The organism is Streptomyces sp. IBSBF 2435 (assembly GCF_036815005.1).
GTDB lineage: Bacteria > Actinomycetota > Actinomycetes > Streptomycetales > Streptomycetaceae > Actinacidiphila.
In genome coordinates this window covers 1-2,139 of record NZ_JAJSYW010000363.1, presented here as the reverse complement: position 1 = coordinate 2,139, position 2,139 = coordinate 1, and the positions used below count along the sequence as shown (strand labels likewise).

General features: G+C 78.1%; 1 protein-coding gene. It reads left to right on the top strand.

Annotated features, from left to right (window positions below; genetic code table 11):
* Positions 1 to 134: 134 nt before the first annotated feature.
* On the top strand, positions 135 to 2,139 hold a 2,005-nt coding region (locus tag V7E46_RS33380), incomplete at its 3' end, for a primosomal protein N' (protein WP_333771904.1).

Sequence of the window (2,139 nt, the reverse complement as noted above, 5' to 3'; positions counted from 1 at the left end):
GGACGTGCCTGGGGCTGGGGGCGGGGGAGCTGCGCCGCCGGCCACGGCGGTGGTGCAAGGCGCGATGCCACCGCACGTGGCGCTGACGCAGCGCTCAGGCTGGTGTGTCGGACCGGTCTGTAAGAATCGGGACGGTGAGCGTCGAAGAACCCCCTGCGGCCGAGCAGCTCGCTCTGATCCGCGCCACCGCGCGAAAGGCCAAGCCGCGCACCTGGCGCGGAGCGCCCCTGGCCGAGGGGCTGCCCGTGGCCCGCGTCCTGGTGGACAAGGGGCTGCTGCACCTCGACCAGTTCTTCGACTACGCCGTGCCCGCCGCGATGGACGCGGACGCCCAGCCCGGCGTGAGGGTACGCGTACGGTTCGGCGCCCGCGTCGTCAAAGGGCGCCGGGAGGGCGGCACCCTCCATGACGGCTTCATCGTGGAGCGCCGCGCCGAGAGCGACTACGCCGGCCCGCTCGCCCCGCTGGCCCAGGTCCTCTCCGGCGAACGCGTCCTCACGCCTCCGCTGCTCGCCCTGTGCCGCCAGGTCGCCGACCGCTACGCCGGCGCGCTCGCCGACGTCGTCGCCCTCGCTGTACCTCCGCGGATGGCCCGCGCGGAACGCGACCCCTCACCCGACCCGCTGCCCGGCCCCGCGGCGCCCGAGCCCGGCAGCTGGGCGCGTTACGCCACCGGGCCCGCGTATCTCCAGGCCCTCGTCCGCGGCGACACCCCCAGAGCCGTCTGGCTCGCCCTCCCCGGACCGAGCTGGCCCGCCGAGCTGGCCCGCGCCATCGCCGCCACCCTCGCGTCCGGGCGCGGCGCCCTCGCCGTACTGCCCGACGGCCGCTCCGCCGCCCGCGCCGACGCCGCCCTCACCGACCTCCTCGGCGAGGGCCACCACGTCATGCTCACCGCCGACGCGGGACCCGAGGAGCGGTATCGCCGCTGGCTCGCGGTCAGCCGCGGCGCGGTCCGCGCGGTCGTCGGCACCCGGGCGGCGATGTTCGCCCCCGTCGCCGGCCTCGGCCTTGTCGCCCTCTGGGACGACGGCGACTCCAGCCACGCCGAACCGCACGCCCCGCAGCCGCACGCCAGGGACGTCCTGCTGCTGCGGGCCGCCGAGGAGCGCACCGCCTTCCTGCTCGGCGGCCTCACCGGCACCGTCGAGGGCGCCCAGCTCGTCGACAGCGGCTGGGCGCTGCCGCTGGCCGCCGCCCGCGAGGAAGTACGGGCCGCGGCTCCCCTGATCCGTACCGTCAGCGACGCCGACCAGGCCAGGGACGCCGCCGCCCGCGCCGCCCGGCTGCCCTCGCTCGCCTGGCAGGTCACCCGCGACGCCCTCGCCCACGGCCCGGTCCTCGTCCAGGTGCCCAGACGCGGCTACGTCCCCCGGCTCGCCTGCGGCTCCTGCCGCCTGGCCGCCAGGTGCTCGGCCTGCGCCGGTCCGCTGGAGCTGCGCGAACAGGGCGGCACCCCCGCCTGCGGCTGGTGCGGGCGGCCCGCCGCGGACTGGCACTGCCAGGAGTGCGGGGGGTTCCGGCTGCGGGCCCAGGTGGTGGGTGCGCGGCGCACCGCGGAGGAGCTGGGCCGCGCCTTCCCCCGGGTGCCGGTGCGCACGTCGGGGCGCGACGCCGTGCTCGCCTCGGTCGGCGCCGCCCCCGCGCTCGTCATCGCCACGCCCGGCGCGGAGCCCGTCGCCGACGCTCCCGGTTACGCCGCCGCGCTTCTCCTCGACGGCTGGGCCCTGCTGAACCGGCCCGACCTGCGGGCCGGCGAGGAGGCGCTGCGCCGCTGGGCCGCGGCGGCGGCGCTTGTGCGGCCGGCGGGGGAAGGCGGCACCGTCCTCGTCCTCGCCGAACCGACGCTGCGGCCCGTGCAGGCGCTCGTACGGTGGGATCCGGCAGGGCATGCCGTGCGGGAGCTCGCCGAGCGGGCGGAGCTGCGGTTTCCGCCGGTGTCGCGGATGGCGTCGATCAGTGGGCCGGCCGGGGCGGTGGCCGAGTTGCTGGCGCTGGTGCGGTTGCCGGAGGGCACGGATTTGCTCGGGCCTGTGGCGGTGGCGGCCGGCGGTGAGCGGTTGTTGTTGCGGGTGCCGCCGGGGAAGGGGGCGGCGTTGGCCGCGGCGCTCAAGACGGGGCAGGTGGCTCGGGCCGGGC